Genomic DNA, 18,089 nt, shown 5'->3' on the forward strand with positions numbered 1-18,089 from the left:
TGGCGGTAATTCTGGTTCTTCGAGACGGTCTTGAAAGGGTATATGAGGTTTGGTTGCTGGTGGTAAATCTATTTTTTTCTTGTTGCGCTTGCCAGTCACCTGCTGCTTAACTTTTGGCGGCTTCATGGGTTTTTCCTCGACAGGGGGATAGTCGGCTGTTACTGAGTTGTGAGTTATTCATCAACTAAAGTCAAATCAGATTTAACAGATGAGGTAATGGGTTTGGGCTGTTGCTGTTTTGAGGGTTTAGATGGACGTTGGGTTGATTTCAATTTAATTTTGTTTATTTCTCAATCCTTAAAAAATGTGTCGTATTTTAAAATACGACAGAAATAGGTGACAAATACAAATGCATGATATACATTTTTCAAAAGCTTAATGTCGAATTTCAAAATCCGACAAAAAAACTGATATGAAGCAGATAGTTCTCTCACTGATAGCTAACGCAGGCGGTGTAGGTAAAACTACACTCAGTGTACACCTTGCATATGAGATAGTTCGGCGTGGCTTTTCTGTAGCAATACTTGACTTAGATCCACAACGCTCTTTAGATGTGTTTTGTGGGGTACCACCTGCTGAAGTATCTAATACTCTAGTCAAAGCATTATCCAAAGATTTTAAGGGGGATTGGAAATTAATTTCGGTTTGGGAGGAATCAAAAATTCAAGTCTGCCAAGGACATCCATTAATGGCTGAAATGGCTAACGAATTAGTAATTAGGAAACGAGGAGAGTACACACTTAGCGATCGCTTAAAAAACTACCCATTACCTCATAACTTAGTAATCTTGGATTGTCCGGCCACATTGGGAATGCTGAATGTTAATGCTTTAGCCGCTTCAACTCACATATTAGTTCCAGTGCAATTAGAAATGAAAGCGATTTCTGGTTCAGCAGAATTGGTAGAATGGTGCATTTCAACCAGTGATGAGTTACAGTTATCACCTCGTCCACCAATTTTAGGGTTTGTGCCAAGTATGTATGATGATACCGTAGCGATGCACAGACAATATTTAGAGCAATTACCAGAAATCACTGAACATTTACAATTGAAACTTTACCCCAAAGTTCGTAGTTCCAATGAATTCAAAAATGCTAGCGCTCACGGGCTACCTTTACAAAAATACCGTCCCAAACATCCTGCTTGTAAAGATTTTAAGCAAATTACAGATGATTTAGTCGCTTTAATTAAGGAGAAAAAATAATCGTGGCTTTGCCTAAAATTGCTAGTAAATTTAGTAGTGCAGTTCAAAAAACTGAGCAAGAACAAAAAATTGCTGAACTTCAAATAGAAATAGAAAGACTCAGAACCGCACAATCTCCTGAATTAGAGAATGAACTGCAAAAACTCCGAGAACAACTTCAAAATCAATCAGGAGAAGTACAAGTTGATTTAAATCTCATTGACCCGAATCCTAATCAGCCTCGGCAGACAATTACACCAGAATTAATACAAGCAAAAGCACGATTACTCAAAAAACACGGGCAGATTTCAGCAGTCATCTTAGTCAGACAGAGTAATGGTCGTTACATACTGTTAGATGGGCAGCTACGTACTGAAGGAGCTAAATTACTAGGCTGGTCAACTATTCGTGCAGTAATAGTGGCAATGCCTAATGACTTAGATCAATCTGCATTATTAACTTTTCTTGGCTTTGAAGACTTGAATCCTTTAGATAAAGCAGAGGCAGTATTTAAAGAAGTAATGAAGTCCGCTAATTTGTCAATGGATGAAGTTTCCACAATGTTGGGAACGGTAATTAAAAGAATAGAGAGAAATGGAAATAGTAAAGAGCTAGCAAAATTGATGGCTGTTAGCGTCGATGAACAGCAACAGGGCTTAGAACTATTGGAAATTACAGGCAAAGAACAGAGTCTACTACTAGTGCTGCTAGAGTTAGGGTTAAATCCTAGTTCTGTGAAAGCTAATCTAATGCCGATGCTTTATCTGCCTGAAGATTTAAAACAGGTCATCAGGCAGCATGGACTCAAAGGCGCTCATGCTTTAGCATTGGCAACTCTATCTGCCAAGGCATTAGACATCTCCGAAAATCAAGCAGCATCAGAACGGATTGCAGCAACAGATGAAGTCTTAAAGAAAAATCTGACAGTAACAGAAACTCGTGAACTGGTTAGAAAAATTAAGATCAAGTATTTAAAGTCAAATGAACAAGAGTTAAAAGAGGTAAAAATAATATTTCAAAAAGTTAATGGAATTTCTGGAGATTTGCTTAAAAAAGCTAGTAGTAAACAACTTCACGAAATGCGCTCTCTTTTTCAGGAGAAATTACAAGAAATTGACAAAGTTATTGCTACAAATAAATAAATTCAATATTCTTACTTTTACTTTTACAAATTGTTTCATAGAAGTAAGTTAATCGGAGAAATTAGGGTGAGTTTTCGATGACACTAATACCAGGTGTGTAGTTTAGTATTTATGTACTATATTTCATTGAATTCCAGTATTATATACAATAATGTGCTGTGCGGCATCTGAATCATAAGCAATGTCCACTCCCCCTAATCTTTCTCCTCAACAAGTAAGCGCCTTTCCTCAACACGAAACAATCACCGGAGTCGTAGAACGCCTAACTTTTTACTCTGCTGAATCGGGTTATACTGTGGCAAGGCTGACCCGTCCCCGTAGCAACGAACTGACAACAATTGTTGGTTCCTTTGCAAATATTCAACCAGGTCAAACTCTACAGCTAATTGGTTTCTGGCGTGACCATCCACAATTTGGCCCCCAGTTCCAAGTAGTCAACTACAAAGAAACCAAACCAGCCACTCTCACCGGAATTGAGAAATATTTAGGCAGTGGACTCATAAAAGGTGTTGGGCCAGTAACAGCCAAACGCATCGTAGCTCACTTTGGGCTTGAAACCCTCGATATTATTGAAAACCAGATCGAGCGATTAATTGAAGTCCAGGGTATTGCCAAAAAGCGGATCACACTCATCAAAAACGCTTGGTTAACCCAAAAAGCGATCAAAGAAGTGATGGTGTTTCTCCAGGGGCATGGCGTTTCTACCACTTATGCTGTAAAGATTTACAAGCAATATAAGGATGAAGCGATCGCTACAGTAACCCATAATCCTTACCAGTTGGCAGCCGACATCTACGGTATTGGCTTTCTGACTGCTGACAAGATTGCGAGAAATATAGGAATTGCCCCGGATTCAGAATTTCGTTACCGTGCGGGGATTATCCACTGTTTAAGTGAAGCTGCCGAAGATGGTCACTGTTACCTGCCACAAAGCGAACTGACTGAGTCGGTAATCAAACTGCTGACAGCCGAATCTCATCAGCCCACAGAAGAAGCGGTTGCGATCATTATTAAAGATATGGCTCTCGCAGAGGACCTGATTAGAGAGCGGGATGAAGAAAAAAGGCTACTTTGCTATAAGCCGACTTACTTTCATACGGAACAGAATTTAGCTCAACTGATACGCCAACGCTTGGAAAATCCTGTTGGTACTGACATTGAGCGTGTGCGTGATTGGATTGAGCGCTTTACAGCCAGCCGTAAAATTCAGCTTTCAGAACAGCAACGCCAAGCTGTAGAAACAGCAGCCTATTCCAAAATCATGATCCTCACTGGTGGCCCTGGCGTTGGAAAAACTTTCACCACCCACACCATAGTTAGTCCAGCCCCAGCAAGATGGAGATAGTTAGCGATCGTGGTTGGAGCAAAAAAAGCGATATCTCTGGCGGTGCGCTCTACTGATGACCAAAAGCGCTACACAAGGTTAAAGCAGAGGTTACTTCAGGCAGGACTGAATTGTTAAAAATAAAAAAGTTTATCAAATTATTTGATTTATACTTTTAAATTCCCTGGGTTAAAAAAAGCGTTGAGTTTGTATGTCCAGCCTCAGTTCAGACATGGTTCGCATCTATTTGCAAGAAATTGGTCAGTATCCTTTATTGAAGCCAGAGGAAGAAATTGCTTATGCTAGGCAGGTACAACAGATGATTGCCATTGGGCAATCTAAAAATGAACTCACTCAACAGCTAGACCGCGAACCAACAATGACAGAATTAGCCAACGCTGTTGAAAAAACCGAAGCACAAATCCGAGCAGCACTACACCTTGGTCAAAAAGCTAAACAAAAAATGGTAACAGCTAACCTGCGACTAGTGGTTTCTGTTGCCAAGAAATACCAGAACCGCAATTTGGAATTCTTAGATTTGATCCAAGAAGGAGCAATAGGTTTACAAAGGGGTATAGAAAAGTTTGATCCCAACCGGGGCTATAAGCTATCGACCTATGCTTATTGGTGGATTCGCCAAGAGATTACACGCGCTATAGCAGAACAATCGCGCACTATTAGATTACCTATTCATCTCACTGAAATACTTAATAAAATTAAGAAAGTACAGCGAGAAAGCTTTCAAAAACTCGGTCGCCATGCCACTGTTGAAGAAATAGCAAAATCATTAAATCTCAGTACAGATAAGCTTCGAGAATATCTCGCCGCTTCTCGCACGGCGATCTCTTTAAATAAACAAGTCGGAGATGAGAAAGAGACAGAATTGGGTGAAATTTTAGCAGACGTTGGCGCTTCACCAGAAAAACTGCTCACCCAAGAACTTCTATCGCAAGATGTAGCTAAATTCTTAGAACCATTGACACCTATACAGCGTCAAGTGTTGACTTTAAGCTTTGGGCTAGAGAACGATCAGCATTTCAATCTAGCTCAGATTGGCCAACAGCTAAACCTTAGCCGAGAACGGATTCGTCAAATCCAGGTAAAAGCTATAAGTATTCTCCGCCATCGACAAAACGACATGCAAGAGTATTTATTTGATTAAGTAGAATTACTTTCGTCAGATGATGCACGGATCTTGTAGAACTAAGACGAAAAACTATATTAAAGAAGTAAGTCCACAACAGTAATCAGTCAATGCCCAGCAAAACTATTGAAGTCCGAGAGTACACCGTTAGAGCGCACAAGCGGGAAATTCACACCCGCGTTTTCAACTTCGTATGTAAACAGTGTGAACAACCCACACAACGAGAAACCTTTGGTGTGCGACCGCTCTACTGTGAAAAATGCCGTCCTCCTCAACCTCCCAAGCAATCGAAAGTAGTCCCTATAGGCAAGAGGAAACCCAGAGCGATGAACTACAAGAGTGGGAAGGATATAGCTGGGTAATTTTTTGCCTCAAGGTTAAGAGCGATACCTTCTCTTCTCTTTCAGAGACGCACTCGCGTTCGAGAGGCAATGCCTTCGGCACGTCTTCGACGAATGCCAACGGCGGACGGTTACGCCATCGCATGAAAGTGAGTGAAGCAGTGCGCTCATTCGCTCAACCTAACTCAAACTGGTAAAAAGTAATAAGAATGAATGTCACCTTTGTAAAAAAGAAACCTAATTTACGCACTGTATTTATCGAATCGTAGACATTAGCTACGGGTGAAAGCGTTTATTGATTTTTTAGCAAAACGATTTGGCAGTCTGCCCTACTGGGAAGATACGGCAATTTAAGGGTGTAGGAATCGATGGAATAGATTTGCTGTCTATTTGGAGAGATTCGGTTTCACAACGTCAGGAAAGCTCTCAAAATTGCGCCGCACCCAATCCATGCCTACTTCATTGTTGAGTTTAATTTTCTGAGGTGTATCCGGATAAATTTTGCTCAAAATATCTGCATCTTGCTCGACAACAACCTTGCCAAATTTTAGATAGGTGCTGCCAAACAGCTTAAAGACTGGATGCTTTGCCTGACCAAACAGTAAAATATAAGTCCGGGTGCGATTCTCAGCTTCTGGCACAAAGAAATGACACTGGGCAGCTTTACCAAGCGGCATTTCGCCATGAAAAATTATCAGGGATGGAAAGTGGTTTTCCAGGTGCGCTTTGATGGTACTGGGCAACAGCATTAAGTCAGGCTTTCTCAGCTTTTCGCTTAGGCTGTAAGGAGCGGTTGGCATATCGTAGAACGCATGAGAATGATGCCCATCGTCAACAAACTGATGAAACTCCACTTCGGTAATCCGAAATAAATCTCGGTGAGTACCATTTTGATGATTGTAGTCATGCATGTTCAGCAGCATCGTCAGCAGATCCGTCTCGATGCTGCGATCGCCTGTATGCCCAACAAAATAGTATTTTTCGGCGATTTCATTCAACACAGTCGGAATGGCTATCTTCGGCGCATAGCCGCCATACGACCAGATGAAATCCCCTTGAGTGATTAATTCTAGAGGTTGTAATTGAGCTAATGTTTTCTTACCTGATCCGGGTAAAACTGTACAACCTGCCGCATCAAACTCCAACGCATGAAATGGACACACAACTGCACTTGTCCCATCGCTTTGAACTTCACACCATCCTTCCGATAGCATCGCGCCCATGTGAGGGCAGGCATTGGGTAAGGCATGAATCGCTCCGGCAGCATCCTTCCACATCACGTAATCACTGCTGTATAAAGAAATTTTTCGGGGTTGGTTCACAGACAACATTGACTTGTGCGCCAATAACCAAGGCGCACCGGGAAGCATTGAGTGCATGGTGTTCTCCGTTAAAGATAAAATTGTGAAAAATCCGTCGTGTTTCTAAAATATGACAGAATGTTCACGTTCGTCAAGCAGCGAGTTATCAAAAAATCTCCGTCGGCAACCCAAACAGCAGCGGGGTAAAGCACGGGTTGAAAAAATCCTAGATGCGGCAGCGGCGGTCTTTGATGAAGTGGGCTACGAAGCGGCGACGACTCATCTAATCGCAGCTAAAGCGGGAACAGCAATCGGCTCTCTCTATCAGTTTTTTCCAGACAAAGCTGCCATTTTCAAGGCAATGGAGTTACGCCATACGGAGCGAGTGAAAGCGATGTGGGCACGGGTGGACATCCCAGCCATTGTGCAACTGCCGCTTTGCCAAATGATTCATGCGATTGCCACTGCTGTAGCAGCGCTCTTTGAGCAACCCGTGTCACGAGTGGTGTTTGTGCAGTTTTATCTAGCCCGTGAAATTTTCCAGACGATCGATGAAAGCATGACGCAGGAAGCAATCAACTTCATGGCAAGTATTCTGAGGCAACGCAAGCCCGCCCTCGCCGAGGAACAGTACAGTCTGCTGGCAGAAGTGTGTGTGCATAGCAGCAACGCGGTGATGCTGGCAGCCCTCCGCAGCCCAAATCAGGAACACTGCCAACGGTTAATTCAGCAGATTGAGGACTTGCTGGTATCCTATTTAGAGCCGCATCTGGGAGATTATCAGTCGAATTATGTAATGAAAGTAATGGTATGCCCTCAATGTCGATCGCAGCAGTTATCGAAAAATGGGTATCGCCGAGGCAAGCAGTGCTACCGCTGCAAGGATTGCGGGCGGCAGTTTGTAGAGGGTGGGCGATCACATTTTTCCTATCCCAATGAGCCATCTGAGTAACTAGAGCTATCTTGGCGTCACCGTGTCAAACCGGGTAGATTGTACGCGCTTGGCTGAAACTAAGATGAGGTAAGCCTTTCAAGAAGTGTTTTTTGGTGAAGGCAATCAACTTCAAAAGGAGAAATCATGAGTACCATTCGTCAATCTGCCAGTTAAAAACCTCAATTAGTTGAGTCATGATAGTATTTATGTACTATTAAAGTTTTGATTTTTGATCATTTCACGCGGTTCATAGCCCTTTGGGGCGGCTTCGCCTACAGAGTTGGGCTTCGCGCTAATTACATTCCTCAATGATTCATCAAAAGGAGCTAAAGCAATGGAAACAGCCAAAACACAACAGGAGCCAATAATGAATACTGAGCCACAAAAAGAACATCAGTGGCTACAGAAACTCGTCGGTGAGTGGACTTATGAAACAGAAGCGATGATGAGTCCAGATCAACCGCCTGAAAGAGCAACAGGAACAGAAAGTGTGCGATCAATCGGTGGACTCTGGGTTGTAGGTGAAGGACAGGGCGAAATGCCCTGTGGTGGTGCGGCAACAATGATAATAACGCTGGGATATGACCCGCAGAAGCAACGCTATGTAGGCACCTGGGTTGGGTCAATGATGACTTATCTGTGGTTGTACGAAGGTGAATTGGACGCGGCTAAAAACATGCTAACGCTCAATTCTGATGGGCCCGCGATGACGGGCGATGAGAAGATGGCAAAGTACAGAGATGTAATCGAGTTCAAGAGTGACAATCATCGGGTGATGACATCTCATATATTGGGTGATGACGGGCAGTGGCACCAGTTTATGACCGTAAATTCTCGGCGAAAGCATTAACAGAAGGGTACCAAGCCCATCCTACTGCGCTTGAGTGCAAACAACATTCTTATCTCGGTTTGCAGGTTGCGGTAAGTTCTAGATTGTAGAAAGTCCCTGGTTTGGGATTAACTGAACGCAACTCCTGGATAAAAGCATTAAATCTTGTATTGCTGATGCCGAAGCCAGCTTCAGCACAAGCAGAGAAACCTCCTTCGATGGGAATAGATCCGGGCTTGGGACTATATACAATGAATTTATCGACGGTACTAGTGCCGACTGCAAACCCGATAACTTGGCGAATTGTTCGCAAAGCGGCATTATCTAAAGAACCACCAATACTGCCAATACTGATATTAACCGCACGACTTTCAGCCACAGCGGGCGGACTAATCGACAATACTGCCCCGACAATCATCAAACAGGTGAACTTCAACATTATCCTCTCCTCCAAAAAATATGATGACGTTAGATATTGTTCTGATTAAGGCTGACCAAGAAAGTCTCCTTTGCCAAGTTCTACACCGCAGTGCCTAAGAATGTCATACGCTGTGGTGACATGGAAATAAAGGTTTGGTAAAACAAAGTACAGGAGAAATGGCATTCCTTGAAAAGAGAGAGTGTTGTCACGCATCTGTAGAGTAATTTCTCTCTCTTCTGAACCATCAATTTGCTCAGGTTTAAAAGTATTTAAATGAGAGATAGTTTTTTGAATACGGTCAATAAGTTGAGGAAATGTAGTTTCATTGTCCTCGAATTTAGGTGGTTCTATTCCTGCTAACCGTGCAGCACCTCTATTTACTATGTCAGAGGCAATCTGCACTTGTTTTGATAATGGAAACATATCTGGGGATAGACGACTATTGATCAACACAGAAGGGTCTATTTTTTTAGTTTCAGCATAAGCAGCACCTTTTTCAAGAATGTTTATAAGGTTATTTAGTGTGCGAATAGACACGGATATTAAAGCTTGGTACATTGAAATAGTCATTGAGATTTCTCCAGAAAAAGTTCAAACGGCTTTGAGCCGCCCCATCTAATATTAGGGGGTATTGACTGTAATGTTGTGTCAAAGAATATGGAACCTAATTTAGTCAAAGCTCCAAAGATACTAAATGTTTCCCCATAGTTAATAATTCCTGGATGCTGGATAAGAGTTAGTTCTTTTTGCTTGGGAGGAATTGACCTTTTAGCGATCGCAATCTGTGCCGAAAAATCACCCCATCCACTCAGTCCACTGCGGCGCATCTGCCACCAGTTGAGCAAATTTTTCATCTCCACATTCTCAAACTCCAGCATCGCGCCTCGACGCTCACCACTCTTGCCCAAAAAAATAATTGTATTGCCCATCTCTTCTTTTGAGCGATGGCGCTGTTTCGCCAGCCGCAAGCAGAGGCTAAAAATGGTTTTAAAAACCTCAAACTAGGAAAATTGAAAACTTAGGTTTTTACTTGGGTTGCCACAATGGAGTTGTATCAAGGTTTTCAGCAGCAGAGACGGTATTTCTAACCTACGCCGGTACGGTTTACACCCCTTCAATTTTTGTAAAGCTATCGTAACATTTATTTATATAAAACAATATTTGCTTAACTTAGCAAACTCAAAAGCTATGAACCAACCCATTGAATTATCTTTAGAACAAGAATTTAGCCTTAGAACTTTTTCTGATCAAGTGCAGCAGATGTCCCGTGAACAAGCTCAAGAATTTTTGCAGATGCTGTATAAGCAGATGATGATAAGGGAAACGACTTACCAAGAATTGCTCAAACATCAGTGGGAAGTTGGTTCAGGTTCAATGTTGGGTTAAAACAAACTTGCTCCCGTCAACTGTAGAAAGAGCCAACACTGTCCAGTCCAAAGTGCATTTTCAGCTTCAGTCCCTTCCAACCTTGAATAGCAGCACTTTCCACCTGGGTGAGTGTTTGGGGAATGTCAAAGGCTATTGTGTCAATTACTTGTGTGGTCATCTCTTTTATGCTAGCGAGTTACCAATAACCATAAAAATTGCAAATCCTTCAAAGCGCCTATGCTTTGAGGGATTTTTGGGTATTGAGTATTGGGTGTTAGGGATTGGGTTGCTAGTTTAAATTATTTGGGGCTTAGATTGGGTGTACGCTGTGGGTTACAGGGTTTACAGTCTATCGACCTGCGCTGCGCTTCAATCTGACAGCTAGCATCTAATGCCCAATCCTTTTGTTTTAGCCCCACGTTTCCTTGTCTCGCGGTTAATGCGAATCAGAAAATTTAACATTTAACCAATTTTGCTGCTCCAAACGTTGCCAAGCCTTGCGAATATGTTGAGGCTTAAAAAGAGTACGTTTTCTCTCATTCCACTCATGCACTAAGGATATAGCCTGTTCGCTATCTTGGGCAGGGCTAGCTTCCTTGGTTGCAACCCAATGGACTGTAGCCAGCAATTCCATACCATAGGGTGTTTCAAAACCATATATGAGCTTGCTAACTTGCTCTAACCGCGCCTGGGCTTCTGGTGTAGTGGCTAAAAATATTTGTGCTGCAACTCTTGCTGCTGGTAATACATAAATTTCAGCACTGTCAGCTTTGCTAGTTCCATCACCGTAGCCCCGAATGTAGTGTCCTTCAATATGTTTTAAAACATGATTTAGGTTATGAGCGTAGGGGCCATATCTATCTTTTACATAATTAAGCTTCAAGGTTTCCCCCGCTTCTTGCAAGAGATAGCCTAGTTTTTGAATTTCTAGCTTGGTCAATTCATAACCCGGAATACCGTACAGTTCTAAGAGGTGGATGATGATAGCACGTCCACGGGTCATGTTGGGTATTTTAGTCGCAACAGGCATTTTTTCAGCAGTTGGTGCGCCTGTCGGTTCAAAAATAATTACCTGCACTTCTGGGAGTTGGGCAAAGGCTGATTCTATCAAGGGTTTTACTTGTATCCAATCTAAACCACCGTTACCGCATCCTAATGGAGGAATGGCAATTGAGGTGATGCTTAGTTGCTTTACTTGAGTGACTAAAGCCAGCAGTCCACTTTTGATGTCTTCTATTTTTGATTTTCCTTTCCAGTGGCGCTTGGTAGGGAAATTAATGATATACCGGGGATTAAATAGACTTCCTGTGGCTACAGTAAACATTTGTCCTGGTTGTACTTCCTTGGCACGACAAGCTTTTTCGTATTGGCGAAAGTTTTCAGGATAGGCTTGCTTAAATTGCAAGGCGATACCTTTGCCCATTATACCGACACAATTAACGGTATTAACTAGGGCTTCGGCGTTTTCTTCTAATAGGTTGCCTTGCTTAATTTCAATCATCTCTCTTAACTGTCTTAACAGTAATAGAATTTTACAATTTAAGGAAATAAAATTAGTAGTACCAATTAGAGTAAACGTTAATTGGGGTCTGAATATTAAAATCCTGTAATATTTCTCTAACTTGTGTTTGTATTGTCAAGTTGATTACACCAATTTCTTTAATTAGGTTCCAATGGCAAAATTCATGTACTAAAAACTCAGCTTGTCGCTTACATTTACGGTTAGGATCATCTGGAGTATCAAACCAGTATTTTGACTCCATTAACTCCCAATCGATTACATGACTTAAAGCATAAAGATCATCATAAAAATCAGTATAAACCATAATGCCATGTCCATCTGTAAATGCGAAAGCTATTTCTGAGTTTTCTATTGCTTCTATTTGAGAAACCAAATGAATGATTGGCTTTTGTCCTCCACTGTATCCATCCACATTTTGCTTATGAATGGTATAAAGCATGGGAGAGCGTGGAGCAAAATAAAAAGGTACGTAATCATGTAAATATCCACCTGCTCCACAGGGAACTTCAGTTCTAGCTCGTCTATCTTGAATATTTTCATGAGCAATATCGAGATAATTTGTTTGTCTCTGTCTAAGCCTACTGTTTGCTATCAATCCTCATGATTTGAGAATGGAGGGTAAATTATCAATATGGGTAATGTGATAAATAGACGTAGGCATGAATTTATTTTTACTGATTGTTTTAAATAATCTTTAAAATCAAACTGGTTAAGATTTTTGTTTGGCACTTTACTAGTTAGTAAATCCTACATAAATTATTGTTTTTGTCATTGGAGTCAAAGAATTCCCAATTAACACAGTTATCTCAGTCTCTAATACAAACAATTTCAAATGGATAATTCTTATCATCGATTACCCTACACTGGATACTCAAATATTACAAAGCATCCCAAAAATATTACGGTAAGCGAAAGTACCCGCAGCGCAAATTTCGTGAACATACTTTGAGTAAACCTAACTATGTATTAACTGGATTGTTAGCTAATACGCTTATATTAATCAATACCTGCACTAAAATCTACACATCAAGTGTCCTGTAGTGATTGCTCTACACCGCCACCAACCAATCGCACACCACAGACTTGCACCCCTCAGCAAAGTTAACCCAAACCTGCCATTGCCCCAGGTATCCGCTCCAATAAGGCTCACTATCAGCCACTCCAATAGCCTCGCCAATTGTGGAGACTAACTCAGTGTAGAAGGAACCAGCGCTATTTAGCCCAAGCTGCATTTTCACCATCAGCCCCTTCCATCCAAGAATCGCGATATTTTCGATATTTTCTGGGGTATGTGGTGCTGTGTCACTGAGTGGTGTTGCAAAGACTATATTATTAGTGCCTGACACCAAATCAGTATTGTGCGATATGGATAGTGATGTTGTGTCAGTTACTGGTGTAGTTGTACTTGTATTATTACTGACTGACACCGACTCACTAAGAAACACTTCGTCCCGATTTAACCACTGCCCAAAAATTGAATCACGCTGATCATCAGGGGCAACAAACCGATAGACGCACTCCCGATTTTCACGCTTACCCAACCGACCAACGTAATCCAGTTTCAAATCAATCTTCGCAAGTAGTTTCTGTGCGATCGCCACAGGAGTCAGTTTTTCCGAGATAGTCACATTCAGGTAATTCTTGATAACGTGCCTGTGCTGAACAGCCAGTGCCTTAAACTCCAGCATCTTCTCGTCACTACCACGCAACTGAACGTCTGGTGTAAGAAACTGCAACAGATTCAGATTTTCGAGTAACAACACAGCAGGCAATAGCTGCCCCTTGTTAAAATCTGGTTTCCAAATCGAATTCTCCCCAGCTTCTAACTGCGATGCAGCTCTTTTAGCATCACGGTTCGTCAGAAATTCCCGTCCCAGTGTCAAATAATAGTGCATTCTCAGTTGAGGATACCAGCCATCGTCATCTTTTTCGACTAAATCAGGGGTTACATCAATTTCGTAACGACGGGATAATTCAGCCTTGCGCTGCTGATGTCGTTCGGTTTTGGTTTTGGCACGTTTGTCTTGCAGATTCTTGAGTTCAGCCCCAGAGAGTTCATCAGAATTAGCGATCGCTTTACACTCCGCAGCATACAATTCAACAGATGCCGCCTTAACCGACTCGATTACTGCCCCACTCTGATCATCTTCGGCATCGTCGGCATCGATAACGGTGTAACCATCTTCGACCAAACCCGCAAGCACAGACTCTCGATAACGCCGCATTTCTACGTTGATGACAGAACCACGCTTGCCCCAAGTCTGCAATGACTCCGGTTGAAAATTCTGATCAACATAGCTGTAGTCGTCATTGTCCGCCGCCGACAACAGCGCAATGTTCGCTTGTGTAGCAACGTGCTGGCTTCTGAGCAATCCTCCGATGGATGTGGAACCATTGCCTACAAACGACATCCCCCACTCTCGCACCCAAATGTGACGGTCAACAGTTTCCCTAACCCTTGCCAACATCTGCCGCACAGAGTTAACCGGCTGCACTCCCTGAAAAACCCCCCAAACAGCATCAAAATGTCCTCGAATATCGATGCTGACCCCAGTTTCTAAACTTGGAGAAGCGATAACCAAATCATATTGGGTGAGAATTTCGTTCAGGTAAGCGATACAACCGAAAGCCGCATGAGAGGGGTCAGCAACAGATTCACTGTCTATTCTCAAAATTCGCAGGTGTGGGAACTTGCGACGGAACCGTTCTTCTAAGGCTTGCGTTCCCCATTTGGATTTTGCCTTTTGAGCAGAACAGCAGAGTAAATGATGTCCCCCTTTGGCAATTGCTTTATCCAGTGCTGCGATGAGATTCTTCGGGTTACTGCCAGAGTAGTTGTAACAGTTGCCTGCTACGTGCCGATAATTGTTGACAATTACGAAGGGATTAACCCGATATTCTCCAGCGAGTGATAAAACATACTTTACATCTGTATCTGAGACATCCGCACTGGACAAGTAAATCTTTCCCTGACTGCTGCCCAAAACATTTTGTACCAGTTGCTTGAGGTTTTTGAGAACGGACACACGCCGTTTTTGCACTTCCGTACCAGAGTTGAGCAAATGCCAGAATACTTGGTCGCACTCGTCGATAATAATCACATCATTTGACCAGTCATTAGGGTTGAATCGCGCCTGACTTTCTTGATGCAATGAATCAACACAGACCCCGTATCCTAGTAATGTGCCTGTTTCATTCGTGCGGACTTCGGTAACATAGTTCACACCGAAGCGATTACACAACGCCTCACCTAATTGGATACGATGGGTGATAATTAATACCCGTCTCTCTTGGTCGTGTGCTTTGGCCACCTCCGTTGCCAGCCATTCGGTTTTACCAGTGCCTTTGGGAGCCTTGAGAATAATCAGTTTTTCGCCTTCGGGAACAAGCAAGTGATCCAAGAAGCGCTGGTTAAGTGCGATCGCTGGCGGGTAAGTCAGCAGAGTGAACAGTTTAATCTCCCACAACTCCAGTGCAACGGCAGTGTTGTAGAGTGCATCAAATGCAGGTTGACCTTGAGCAACAATAAAATCATCAACCCCTTTTTCTGCCCCTAACGGTAAATCTATCACCCGCAGCGAACAGCCCTCATTTACCAGCAGCCGTCCCATGCGACTGATAGCAGTTCTGACACGTTGTACAGTTTCGGGCTTATTATCTTGGTCAAAGCAAATATTAACCTGTCTCCCCTGTGTTGCAAAATGTTTCAAGTCGGGAATCAGAAAGGGTTTCCCGATGGCAGTACCGTACTCATCTTGGGGTGTGCGGTATCCAGCGTTAACGCCAGGAATTGCTAGAGCAGCATAACCAGCAGTCAATAATGCCCCCGCTTTTTTGACCCCTTCGACAATTGTCACAGGTACATTATGCTGCCAAACCCAGTGCCAGAACCCGCCAGGATGCTGTAGGTCTTCTTCAGTAATGGGGATACCGCTACGGTTGGAGACTTTCACCCAAATGCGATTCGGTACTAAAAGGAAGAAGGCGCGTGTTTCTTCTCTGAATGGGTGTTCGTACTTGATGAACTTATGTATCTTTTGGCGATCGCGTCTGGGATGATCGGGTTTGAAGCAGCCCCACATCATTAGGACGTAGTTGTTGAGAGGGTCAACGCCATTGCACCACCAGCCGCCTAGTTCAATGTGCTGGTATTTTTTCAAGTCCCTGTCTCTAAGCCGTCCATCGTTGCGACGGGAGATTTTGGGACTGTAGAGCAGGTATTCGTAAGGGACGGTGCCAGAGAGCGATCGCACATTCAGGGCAATGATTTCTTCATCAACGCCACTATTTAACCATTCTTGTTGATGTTTAGCTTGAGAATCAGATTCGATTATACGCATATTTCCTCTGTTTTTTGACGCATGGAAATGAAGCGGCATTGCACCCATGCCGCCGGTTCAATTTGAAGTGAAGAGCTTGTGCTGGCTATGAAATGCTCAATAGCCAGCTACAGCGTTATTTCCCGCCTCCTGTGTGTGGTCGGAAGGTCAAATTAATTCGCGTGCTAACAACTTTGTTGGTTTTGGGGACTTGGTGCAGATGAGTAGACTGACAGCCAGGGTGCATCACAAGTAAACTCCCGTGTTCGAGCCAGAAGTCCGTTGGTTTGCCATTTCTCGGTTTAATTTGAAACTTGCGGACACAGCCAAGACTTACAGAAGCGATCGCAGGATTAAGTCCCATAGATTTTTCATTGTCTGCGTGCCACCCGATTGAATCCATACCTGTCCGATACTGATTCCCAATGACGATACGGAATTTGTAACCAGTTAATGCAGTGATCTGATTGCGTAAGTTAGCCAGAGCATCTGTCCAAGTCAGGGGTTTTAAGAACACGCTATTCGAGTAAAGGTAATCACATCCGGCATCACCGTAAATGCACTCCAGGCGGGGGACAGGCATTGTTTTACCCATGATTCTGATTTGATTCTGTTGCCACTCCAGTTTCAAGCAGTGTTGGTAGAGTGAGTTGGCAAGTTCCTGACTTAAGAAATCGGGGTAATAAGTGACTGGTAAGACTGGGGTTGATTCAGCAAATAAATTGAGTTGTTGCATGGTAGTTTTCTCCTACTATTGAACGTGTAACTAGGGGAATTGCTATTAGTTTTGGTTGGACAAAAATACTTCATGTTTCTTGAGATACCTGTTCCCAATACTCAACAACAAAATCGTGGGCTTGCTGTAACACTTGAGGGAGTAAAAACAAGGGGATTTCCCAAGCCGCAATAACGCTACCAGCAAAACATTCTGCAAGTTCAATCCGAATACATTCTGGTAAATTGCTCTCTAAAAACTTGAGTGAATGATCTTTGTTTTCTGGTAGTTGAACAAAAAAATAATCGTCGTGCATAATATCAGCAACTAGACCGTATTTTTTTGCCAAGGTTTTTCATAGAGTGTTCATAATTAGTTGTTGAGTTAGGTAGGGAATTATTGAGAGATGACTTTTACTATTTCGGGCAACCACCGCAGTTGAAAAACAGTTTGGTTTGAGGATTTGGCGACTGCGGGAACCATCCGCCCCCATTGCTTACCTGATTCAGTAGGACGATAGGGAATTTTCTTGTCATCAGTTCTGTATTGCAGTCCCGAATTTAGTAAGCAGTGGTTAACAGCCCGTGCCGACATTCCCACTACCTCACCGATTTGTGTTGGGTTGAGAAATGCGTCCTCTGCAACATTGGTTTGAGCGATGGCAGTTTTTAATTCATCTGCTGCTGGCTTAAGTACGGGGTTGACAATTGTTGCAGCATTGACTGCTAACTGGGCGGTGAGAGATTTTTCTAGTCCTGCAAATTCCCCCAACATCATTGCTAACTGTGCGGCTTCGTGCGACGGAGCTAATGTATGTGGTGGTTCTTGCTGTAATACTTGCTCTACTTGGGTTGAGAGCATCACTTTCATCAAAGTTCTGTTAGCCCAGATGCGAAACTCGACAGAAACCCACTGAGCTAAATCAACGGCGATTTCTGGATGAATCCAAGTACCTTGAGAACTGCCATAGCCATCAACTTCGATCACAAGAGACGATATCGGGATTCCGATGTCGTTTGAAAGTGCTGTCCAGTAAGCTTTTGTGGACTTCCTTTCTTTGTAATGCCCCCAAGACTTATTATTTGCATGGCACATCTGAGTTGCATTTACGTAGCCTTTGGGTATGCTGTATTTGCCTAGCTGCCCAACTTCTGGCATTTGGTTAATATCTGAGTCACGCCATTTGTGTATCAACATAATTAACTCCCTGGTTATTGCTCAAACAGTGAAGAAAGAGGAATTGCAATCCAAGAAACTCAAGCATTCACGCGCACCAAACTTTTTTCACCAACTAATGAGAAACGATTCGATATAGTCGGTGTCTTAATTAACGTTGGCGACATCAATTCAACAAGGTAAAACCAAGAATCATGCACCAGCACAATCCCCAAAACCAGCCGTTGCTTTGTTCCCTTATCGTGAGAACAGAGGATCACTCTTTCGCCCAGAACGAAAGTAGGTTTTTGCATAGTGATGCTTTCTAATTCTCCAGTTCCGATGATTTGGTTTTGTGTAGCATGGAGTATTTCTTTTCCGCAATCAATTG

At 42.8% G+C, this 18,089-nt stretch carries 20 protein-coding genes and 1 pseudogene; 9 read left to right on the plus strand and 12 right to left on the minus strand.

Features of this window, described 5'->3' with window-relative positions:
• Positions 1-412 precede the first annotated feature (412 nt).
• The 6 genes and pseudogenes from A4S05_RS37725 (at position 413) to A4S05_RS42460 (ending at position 5,331) form a co-directional block, all read left to right on the plus strand.
• Positions 413-1,204, plus strand: coding sequence for a ParA family protein (locus A4S05_RS37725; RefSeq protein WP_069074846.1), 792 nt, complete (start codon positions 413-415; stop codon positions 1,202-1,204).
• Positions 1,205-1,206: 2 nt separating this feature from the next.
• Positions 1,207-2,325, plus strand: a complete 1,119-nt coding sequence (locus tag A4S05_RS37730; RefSeq protein WP_069074847.1) for a ParB/RepB/Spo0J family partition protein — start codon at positions 1,207-1,209, stop codon at positions 2,323-2,325.
• Positions 2,326-2,506: 181 nt separating this feature from the next.
• Positions 2,507-3,646, plus strand: a pseudogene (locus A4S05_RS37735) (helix-hairpin-helix domain-containing protein); the annotation flags it as partial.
• Between the two features lie 214 nt (positions 3,647-3,860).
• Positions 3,861-4,811 carry an RpoD/SigA family RNA polymerase sigma factor gene (locus A4S05_RS37740; protein ID WP_069074848.1) on the plus strand — a complete coding sequence of 317 codons (951 nt, stop codon included), beginning with the start codon at positions 3,861-3,863 and terminating at the stop codon, positions 4,809-4,811.
• Positions 4,812-4,903: 92 nt separating this feature from the next.
• Positions 4,904-5,155, plus strand: coding sequence for a hypothetical protein (locus A4S05_RS44040; protein ID WP_084227415.1), 252 nt, complete (start codon positions 4,904-4,906; stop codon positions 5,153-5,155).
• Complete coding sequence (locus A4S05_RS42460; RefSeq protein WP_176727231.1) at positions 5,053-5,331, plus strand: hypothetical protein; 279 nt, start codon at positions 5,053-5,055, stop codon at positions 5,329-5,331. Before A4S05_RS44040 ends, A4S05_RS42460 begins: the two co-directional genes overlap by 103 nt.
• A gap of 189 nt (positions 5,332-5,520) precedes the next feature.
• On the opposite strand, the gene A4S05_RS37745 is transcribed toward A4S05_RS42460, so the two are convergent.
• Entirely contained in the window at positions 5,521-6,504 is a 984-nt protein-coding gene (locus A4S05_RS37745; RefSeq protein ID WP_069074849.1) for a Rieske 2Fe-2S domain-containing protein, read from the minus strand.
• 61 nt (positions 6,505-6,565) lie between these two features.
• On the opposite strand from A4S05_RS37745, the gene A4S05_RS37750 reads away from it, so the two are divergent.
• Both A4S05_RS37750 and A4S05_RS37755 read left to right on the plus strand, forming a co-directional pair.
• The gene (locus tag A4S05_RS37750; RefSeq protein ID WP_069074850.1) at positions 6,566-7,387 is read left to right on the plus strand and encodes a TetR/AcrR family transcriptional regulator; all 822 of its coding nucleotides are present in this window, start codon (positions 6,566-6,568) and stop codon (positions 7,385-7,387) included.
• A 262-nt stretch (positions 7,388-7,649) separates the two neighbouring features.
• Positions 7,650-8,219 (plus strand): DUF1579 domain-containing protein, encoded by a 570-nt coding sequence (locus A4S05_RS37755; protein ID WP_256091403.1) that lies wholly within the window; start codon positions 7,650-7,652, stop codon positions 8,217-8,219.
• A 49-nt stretch (positions 8,220-8,268) separates the two neighbouring features.
• Here the strand turns inward: A4S05_RS37755 and A4S05_RS37760 are convergent, their stop codons facing one another.
• From A4S05_RS37760 to A4S05_RS37770, 3 genes are read right to left on the minus strand one after another with little or no spacing between them, the layout of a single operon-like run.
• Positions 8,269-8,637, minus strand: a complete 369-nt coding sequence (locus A4S05_RS37760; RefSeq protein ID WP_069074851.1) for a hypothetical protein — start codon at positions 8,635-8,637, stop codon at positions 8,269-8,271.
• 45 nt (positions 8,638-8,682) lie between these two features.
• On the minus strand, positions 8,683-9,189 hold the full coding sequence (locus A4S05_RS37765; RefSeq protein WP_069074852.1) for a DUF1993 domain-containing protein: 507 nt from the start codon (positions 9,187-9,189) through the stop codon (positions 8,683-8,685).
• The gene (locus A4S05_RS37770; protein ID WP_069074853.1) at positions 9,186-9,548 is read right to left on the minus strand and encodes a hypothetical protein; all 363 of its coding nucleotides are present in this window, start codon (positions 9,546-9,548) and stop codon (positions 9,186-9,188) included. The genes A4S05_RS37765 and A4S05_RS37770 overlap by 4 nt, the downstream gene beginning before the upstream one ends.
• 259 nt (positions 9,549-9,807) lie before the next feature.
• On the opposite strand from A4S05_RS37770, the gene A4S05_RS37775 reads away from it, so the two are divergent.
• Positions 9,808-10,005 (plus strand): NblA/ycf18 family protein, encoded by a 198-nt coding sequence (locus tag A4S05_RS37775; protein WP_069074854.1) that lies wholly within the window; start codon positions 9,808-9,810, stop codon positions 10,003-10,005.
• A 16-nt stretch (positions 10,006-10,021) separates the two neighbouring features.
• Here A4S05_RS37775 and A4S05_RS42465 read toward each other — a convergent pair whose 3' ends face one another.
• From A4S05_RS42465 to A4S05_RS37810, 8 genes are all read right to left on the minus strand, one after another.
• Positions 10,022-10,165 carry a hypothetical protein gene (locus A4S05_RS42465; protein WP_176727232.1) on the minus strand — a complete coding sequence of 48 codons (144 nt, stop codon included), beginning with the start codon at positions 10,163-10,165 and terminating at the stop codon, positions 10,022-10,024.
• A 258-nt stretch (positions 10,166-10,423) separates the two neighbouring features.
• Entirely contained in the window at positions 10,424-11,488 is a 1,065-nt protein-coding gene (locus tag A4S05_RS37780; protein ID WP_069074855.1) for a type II toxin-antitoxin system antitoxin DNA ADP-ribosyl glycohydrolase DarG, read from the minus strand.
• Between the two features lie 52 nt (positions 11,489-11,540).
• A complete protein-coding gene (locus A4S05_RS37785) occupies positions 11,541-12,104 on the minus strand; it encodes a type II toxin-antitoxin system toxin DNA ADP-ribosyl transferase DarT (RefSeq protein ID WP_256091404.1) in 564 nt (187 codons plus the stop codon).
• A 454-nt stretch (positions 12,105-12,558) separates the two neighbouring features.
• A complete protein-coding gene (locus tag A4S05_RS37790) occupies positions 12,559-15,849 on the minus strand; it encodes a plasmid replication protein, CyRepA1 family (protein ID WP_141699935.1) in 3,291 nt (1,096 codons plus the stop codon).
• Between the two features lie 115 nt (positions 15,850-15,964).
• Positions 15,965-16,564, minus strand: a complete 600-nt coding sequence (locus tag A4S05_RS37795) for an alpha-ketoglutarate-dependent dioxygenase AlkB family protein (protein WP_069074856.1) — start codon at positions 16,562-16,564, stop codon at positions 15,965-15,967.
• Between the two features lie 70 nt (positions 16,565-16,634).
• A complete protein-coding gene (locus A4S05_RS37800) occupies positions 16,635-16,892 on the minus strand; it encodes a hypothetical protein (RefSeq protein WP_141699936.1) in 258 nt (85 codons plus the stop codon).
• 47 nt (positions 16,893-16,939) lie between these two features.
• On the minus strand, positions 16,940-17,740 hold the full coding sequence (locus A4S05_RS37805) for a KilA-N domain-containing protein (RefSeq protein ID WP_069074858.1): 801 nt from the start codon (positions 17,738-17,740) through the stop codon (positions 16,940-16,942).
• A gap of 59 nt (positions 17,741-17,799) precedes the next feature.
• Positions 17,800-18,089, minus strand: a 290-nt coding sequence (locus tag A4S05_RS37810) for a DUF1392 family protein (protein WP_141699937.1), incomplete at its 5' end; no start/stop codon positions are given.

Source organism: Nostoc sp. KVJ20, assembly GCF_001712795.1.
In the GTDB taxonomy this organism is placed as follows: Bacteria; Cyanobacteriota; Cyanobacteriia; order Cyanobacteriales; family Nostocaceae; genus Nostoc.